Origin of the sequence: Rhodococcus yunnanensis NBRC 103083, assembly GCF_001895005.1 — a bacterium.
GTDB lineage: Bacteria > Actinomycetota > Actinomycetes > Mycobacteriales > Mycobacteriaceae > Rhodococcoides > Rhodococcoides yunnanense.
This window is the reverse complement of record NZ_BCXH01000007.1, coordinates 275,770-282,119: the sequence shown is the minus strand read 5'-3', so window position 1 is coordinate 282,119 and position 6,350 is coordinate 275,770. Positions and strand designations below refer to the sequence as shown.

3 protein-coding genes are annotated in these 6,350 nt (G+C 62.8%); 1 reads left to right on the top strand and 2 read right to left on the bottom strand.

Features of this window, described 5'->3' with window-relative positions; all coding sequences use genetic code 11:
• Positions 1 to 94 precede the first annotated feature (94 nt).
• Positions 95 to 1,468, top strand: coding sequence for an NtaA/DmoA family FMN-dependent monooxygenase (locus RY1_RS14460; RefSeq protein WP_072804255.1), 1,374 nt, complete (start codon positions 95 to 97; stop codon positions 1,466 to 1,468).
• A gap of 76 nt (positions 1,469 to 1,544) precedes the next feature.
• Here the strand turns inward: RY1_RS14460 and RY1_RS14455 are convergent, their stop codons facing one another.
• Both RY1_RS14455 and RY1_RS14450 read right to left on the bottom strand, forming a co-directional pair.
• Positions 1,545 to 2,831: an NtaA/DmoA family FMN-dependent monooxygenase gene (locus RY1_RS14455; protein ID WP_072804254.1), complete on the bottom strand. Its 1,287-nt coding sequence runs from the start codon at positions 2,829 to 2,831 to the stop codon at positions 1,545 to 1,547.
• Positions 2,832 to 2,992: 161 nt separating this feature from the next.
• Complete coding sequence (locus tag RY1_RS14450) at positions 2,993 to 6,265, bottom strand: DEAD/DEAH box helicase (RefSeq protein ID WP_139279854.1); 3,273 nt, start codon at positions 6,263 to 6,265, stop codon at positions 2,993 to 2,995.
• Positions 6,266 to 6,350 lie beyond the last annotated feature (85 nt).

The following is a 6,350-nucleotide window of genomic DNA, read 5'->3' as shown; positions in this document are numbered from 1 at the left end:
TTCTGCATTCCCGGCCCCTTTTCACTGACCGATTCGTTCTGATCTGCTCGAGCGCAACACTGTTCACCGCCTGCAGAATTCGTAGGGTTGCACCGTGACTCGAAGATTGATACTCAACGCGGTACTGCGCGGTCAGCTGGGTGGGCATACTGCGGGGTGGAGGTTGTCATCCGCGGATGTTGACGATGTGACCACTCTCGACTACTGGGTCGGTCTGGCCCGCACTCTCGAACGTGCGAAGTTCGATTCATTGTTCTTCGCGGACACGCTGGCCTTGCCCGAGGATGCGGACATGTCCCTGCAGTGGCCGTTGGATCCGCTGATCCTGATCACTGCGCTCGGTGTGTCGACATCGGAGATCGGTGTGATCGCTACCCATTCGACTACCTTCAACTCGCCGTACACCACAGCACGTCAGTTGTCCGCGATCGATCATCTGACCGGTGGGCGAGCGGGATGGAACGTGGTCACCAGCACCTTGGGCAGTGCCGCCGCCAACTACGGAAACGAGCCGCTTCCCGAGCACGATCTCCGCTATCGCGTCGCGGGCGACTATCTGGAGGCGACGAAGAAGCTGTGGGTCGGGTGGGGCGCTGGTGCCGTCGTGGCGGACAAGGCTTCGGGTGAGTTGTTCGACGAACGGCAGATCAGTACCGTCGACCATCGCGGCGAGTTCTTCTCGGTGCGTGGCCCGTTGACGACCAGCCGAAGCCCGCAGACTGTTCCCGTCATCGCTCAGGCAGGTGGGTCCGCACCGGGCATCGACCTCGCCTCACGTCACGCCGACGTCGTCTACACCCGTCAGACAGATATCGAAAAGGCCGTGCGGTATTCGGCGGCGATCAAATCCGGGGCCGTGGGGTACGGCAGGAGTGCGCAGGACGTGAAGATCCTGCCCGGGTTCGTGCCCGTTGTCGCGGACTCGGCGAAGGAGGCGCAGGACTACGTCGAACATCTTCGAGAATTGAACGACCTGAGCCGACGCGTTCCCGACCTGTCGGCAGCTCTCGACGTCGAGCTCGATCGTCGGTCCGTCGATCGGGTGTTTCCGTATGCCGAACTGGAACCGGTTACGGCACTGAGTCGATCGATTCTGGCGTCCGCGGAGAAGACCGGACAGAGAACGCTCCGGCAAGTCCTTCACGACACGTACGGTGGCATGTCGGAGAGCTCCGGGCATCGGGTCGTGGCAGGTACGGTCACCGAGATCGTCGACGACATTCAGAAGTGGTTCGACGCCGGTGCTCTCGACGGCCTGAGTGTGCATCCGCACGTGTTACCGGACGGGCTCGACTCGTTCGTCGAACGGGTCGTTCCTGAGCTACAGGATCGTGGGCTGGTTCAAACCGAGTACCGGGAAGGGACCCTGAGGGAGAAATTGGGACTTCCAGTCCCGTCGGTGGACACGAGCGGATTCGTGCCGGCGTGGGGGAAAGATCGGACGGTGCCTGCGCCGGTTGCCAACTGACTGGCGGGAACTCGACGAGCGGTCCGGTGCAGTCGATGCACCGGACCGCTCAGTTGCCGGAGTCAGCTGCCGGGTGTCAACTACTGGCAGGTGTGAGGCTGTTCTGCCGGATGGCGGCAGGAAGGCCCAAGTTGCCTCGGAGCGTGTCTGACTCGTATTCACGACGGAACAGCCCGCGCTCCTGGAGGATCGGGACCACATGCTCGGTGAATGCGTCGATACCGCCCGGCCCTTGGCCGGGCATGATGATGAACCCGTCGGCGCCTCGCTCGGTGAACCATGACTCGAGGCGGTCGGCTATCTGCTCGGGGGAGCCGACTGCGCGGCCGTGACCTGCGGACCGCTGCTGCACCTTGACGAGCTCTCGTAGTGTGAGGTGTTCTTCGACCGCCAGTTCTCTGAACACCGCGTATCGGCTCTGTCGTCCTTGGACCGATTCGACGGGAGGCAACAGGTGCGAGGGTATGTGATCGTCGAGGTCGATGCCGGTGAGATCCACACCGGCCAGTTGGCCCGACAAAGCCGTCAGAGACGACGGTGTGAAGCCGGCGTCGAACAAGTCGTTGTCTATCCGTAACGCTTCCTCCTCGGTGCCGCCGATGGTGGTCGAGACTCCGGGTAGGACGAGAATGTTCTTCGGGTCGCGTCCTGCAGCGGCGGTCTTGGCCTTCAGCTCGCGGTAGAAACTCTGGGCGCCGCGCAAGGTCTGCTGCGCGGTGTAGACGCCTTCTGCGAACCGAGCAGCGAAAGAGGTGCCGTCCGAGGACGAGCCCGCCTGAAACAGGACCGGACGCCCTTGCCTGGATCGAGGCAACGGTAGGGGTCCCTGTACGGAGTAGAACTCGCCCCGGTGATCGATCGGCTTGGTGGAGCCGTCGTCGGACCACGAATCCCACAGCCCGGATACGACCGATACGTGTTCGAGCCCCTGCCGATAGCGATCCTCGTGTGCAGGCAGTGCGGCGTCGCCGAAGTTGCGTTCCCCCGCCGACGATGTGACCGCGTTCCATCCGACGCGTCCTCCGGTCAGATGATCGAGCGACTGGAGTTGGCGCGCGAGATTGAACGGTTCGGTGAAGGTGGTCGAGATGGTGGGTACGAAACCGATTCGCTCCGTCACCGATGCGAGGGCCGAGAACAAGGTGACCGGCTCCGGTCTGGTGCCCAGTTCGGTGTCCGAGGACAGCCCGTCGGCTGCGAACAGCACATCGAACAACGCGGCCTCGGCCGTCCGAGCGACATGCGTGTAGTGATCGAGCACGGAACTGGGGTGGCGGACATCGCCGGGGCGAAGCTCGCCTGGCAACGAATTACCCGGTGGGTTCGTCAGAAGTCCCAGTCGGATCTTGCGGTCGTCGGTCATCGTTTTCCTCACGCTGCGGTAGCGATCAGTATCGGTGAGGTTCCTGGTGGTTCCAAGGGTTAGGTTCGGGCTGATCGAAACTCAGTGATGCTCCCTCGCAACATGTTCCAGCGGCCTGCATCAAGAATTCCTACTGGGTTCGTGAAGTTCGGCTCCACCTTCTATTCGATCAGTCCACGGATGTCGTCGGCGGTCAGACCTCCGGCGAACGCACCGCCTTCGTCGAGCACGCTGGCGAACAACTGTGCTTTTCTTTCCTTCAGGTCCATCACCTTTTCCTCGATCGTCCCGCGCGCGATGTAGCGATTGACGAATACTGTTCGGGTCTGACCGATTCGGTGGGCTCGGTCGACGGCCTGTGCCTCGGTGGCAGGGTTCCACCAGGGGTCGAGCACGAAGCAGTAGTCGGCTTCGGTCAGCGTCAAGCCCACGCCTCCTGCCTTGAGGCTGATCAGAAACACCGGAGCTTCGCCTGCTCTGAATTTCTCGACGACCTCGCCGCGGTCTCGGGTGCTGCCGTCCAGGTAGACCGTCGGAATGCCCTCGTGCTCCAGGCGTTGGCGCACTCGTCCGAGGAATCTGGTGAACTGACTGAACACCAATGCTCGGTGCCCGCCTTCGATGACCTCCGTCAACTGCGTCACCAGTTCGTCGATCTTCGCACTCGGGACATCTGCATACTGTTCGTCGACCAGAGAAGCGTCGAGACTCAGCTGCCGCAGGATGGTCAGAGACCGCAGAATCGTGACGCGGTTTCTTTGGAAGTCGTCGAGAAGCCCGAGGATCTTCTGACGTTCCCGTGCGAGCCTGGTCTCGTAGATCTTCCGGTGTCGTGGATGTAGATCCACTTCGACTGTCTGTTCCTGCTTCGGCGGGAGTTCCTGCACGACGGTTGCTTTGGTTCGGCGGAGAACGAGGGGTTTGATTCTCCGCCGCAACGTGCTCAGCTTCTCCGAGTTGCCGCCCCTCTCGATGGGAGTTCGATAGTTCTCGATGAACTTGTTCGGGGAGGGGAACAGACCGGGCGCGGTGATCGAGAGCAACGCCCACAGTTCCATCAGATTGTTCTCCATGGGCGTTCCGGTGATGGCGAGTTTGAAGGGGGCGGCCAGGCGTCGGGCGCAGTGGTAGGTCTTGCTCTTGTGGTTCTTGACGTACTGGGCCTCGTCGAGGATGAGCCCCGACCACGGGACTGCGTCGAAGTCGTCGTAGTCGAGCCGGAACACCGTGTACGAGGTCACGACGACGTCTGCGCCGGCCGCGATGTCGGCAATACTGCTGCGGCGGCGGGCTCGGGTCTCACCGGCCGTGACCACCGTCAGATTCGGCGCGAACCGATCGGCTTCCCGCGCCCAATTGTGCACGACGCTGGTGGGCGCGACGATGACGAACGGGGCGGTCAGTGGCCCGTTCTCACGGACCTTCGTGATCATCGCCAACGTCTGAACGGTCTTGCCGAGCCCCATGTCGTCGGCAAGGATGCCGCCGAGACCGTGGGTCCACAGAAACAACAACCACGAGTAGCCGTCGAGCTGGTAGGGGCGTAGGACGGCGTCGAGCTGGATCGGTGCGGTCTGCGGTTGCACCGAATCGAGTCTCGACAGAGCCGTCACCTGCCGCCGCCAGGCGTCCGCTTGATGGGCCACCTCCCCGATCTCTGCGAGCTCGTCCCAGAGTGATGCTTGATATCTGCTGATTCGCAGCGGTCCTTCGGGGTCGTCCTGAAGGGACCGTGCCTCTTCGACGAGGCGCCGCAGTGTCGCCAGGAACGGTCGATCGAGTGAGAAGAAGCGGCCGTCGGGAAGCAACAGGTGCGTGTTGCCGCGGGTGACGGCGGTGATGACCGTCGCGAGCTCGATGTCGGTGCCGTCGACGGTGACGGTGATCGCGAGGTCGAACCAGTCGTTGTCCTCGCGAAGTTCGCTGGTGGACAACGAAATTCCTACATCTTCGCCGACGTCCCGAAAATCGGGGAGGTCGCCGGACACGGTGATGTGCACATTGTCGTATCCATCGAGCAGTGGCAGCCGGTCGACGACCAACAGCGCGGCATCGGTTCCCTCGACGGTGAACGGAGAGAATGTTCCTGGACGCATCTCCCGGCGGCCGAGGATGTCGAGGACGGTGTGCAGCAACCCTGTTTCGGATGTCCGATCGCGAATTCCGTTGTCGGACGGTGACGAGTCGGTGCGAAATTCGAACTCGACGTCGTCGAGTTCGTAGCGCCAGCACCCGCCGATCGTCAGGGTGTTCGTGCCGGACCGAGCAATGGTGATGTGCAGGTCCGGTCCGGTGATCGTGGGTGCGGTGTACGACTGGTCGGAGGAGACGACGACGCTGTCTCGTTCGAGCGCCGGGAGATAGTTGACGACGAAGTCGGTGCGATCGGCGGCCGGGATCGTCATGACACCGCTCGATCCGGCGACGCGGCGAAGCGACGTGGGCACGGTTCTGGCCAGTCGCGCGAGCCGGAACGCTCGGGTGCTCGGGTTGGGACTCGCGCCGTCGTCCCAGTAGACGATGCCGGCACCGTCACGGCCCAGGAAACTGCGTCGGCCGGGCGGAATCACCGCCCCGTCGACTGTGACGCGACCCGCCAGCGTGAGCGTACCGGCGGGGTCACCGGTGATGTCGACGGCGAACTCCCCGGTCGCCGGCGGCGGGATCTCACCGGATGGCTGATGTGCGTTCATCAAGGTGAGTCCGGATTCGTGAGCCTCGCCGAGCAGATCCCAGAGCAGCCTGCCGGAGACGTCCGCGAGGTCGATCGAATCGGTACCGGATCGGTAGAACGAGTATGCGGCTCTACCGTAGGACCGCACCTGGTAGAGGGCGCTGAGTTCACGGAGGATGTCCAACTGCCGCTCCACATGTCGCTCGGTGGACAGCGGAATGGACGACCACGAGATGCCACTGGCCACCCACGAACCTCGGTGGTCGACCTTGATCGGACGAGCGAGCACTCGCACCGCCCCTGCTCCCTCGATCGGGGGCTGCAGTGAGAGTCGAAGACCTACTCGGAGCCCGGCAACCGTGGTGGTAAGGGAGTTCTCTGCCCGTATCGGTGCCAGTGCAGTGGACCAGTGGTCGATGGATCGTGTGCCGTCAGCGTGGAGCTCGACTGTGCGACTGTCCTTGCGGGCCTGCAGGACTACCGCGACAACGTGCTTGCAGTTGAAGACGACCGGGCAGTTGCAGTGCCCGTAGTCGACAGCGTAGATCTGTCCCTGCCTGGTGGAGACGGACACCGACGCCGAATACGGCGTGGCTCGATTGCCCTGTACCGAGGCGGACAGTGTCGAGGACAGTGGGTTCCACTGGATGTACCCGACTCGGCCTTCGTCGAAGTACGCGGTGCCACGGTGAAGTGTTTCGGTGCCGAAGCGATGTTCGAGGGCGCCCGAGCTGAGGTTTTCCATCGATGGGATCGTCACGGATGCAGAGGGTAGGTCGACCCACCGACAAGTTCTCACCGAATATCGGCTGGTCACAGACGCATGGCATTTCGAGTCAGAATCA

Bases quoted from the DNA above. Each gene is read 5' to 3' on its own strand.
- RY1_RS14455 (WP_072804254.1), bottom strand. From the start codon at position 2,831: ATGACCGACGACCGCAAGATCCGACTGGGACTTCTGACGAACCCACCG.